Consider the following 231-nt stretch of genomic DNA (forward strand, 5'->3'; position numbering starts at 1 on the left):
GCGTCCGCGCGATGTGCGAAAAACTGCTGGCCAACACCGTGATTGAAGACTACCGCTTCGACATCGTGGAGGGCTGAGCCATGCGAGTAGCCGTAATCGTCTTTCCCGGGTCCAACGCCGACATCGACTTGTACAACGCCGTTGAAGACGTGATGGGAGTGCCGGTGGACTACGTCTGGCACGCCCAGACCGACCTCTCCGCCTACGATGTCATCCTGCTGCCGGGCGGCT

General features: G+C 61.0%; 1 protein-coding gene and 1 pseudogene. Both read left to right on the forward strand.

Annotated features, from left to right (window positions below; genetic code table 11):
- Window positions 1–77, forward strand: a 77-nt coding sequence (locus LD028_RS09645; protein WP_255721577.1) for a phosphoribosylformylglycinamidine synthase subunit PurS, incomplete at its 5' end; no start/stop codon positions are given.
- 3 nt (window positions 78–80) lie between these two features.
- Window positions 81–231, forward strand: a pseudogene (locus tag LD028_RS09650) (phosphoribosylformylglycinamidine synthase I); the annotation flags it as partial.

Source organism: Anoxybacillus sp. LAT27 (assembly GCF_022030075.1).
GTDB lineage: Bacteria > Bacillota > Bacilli > Bacillales > Anoxybacillaceae > Anoxybacillus > Anoxybacillus kestanbolensis.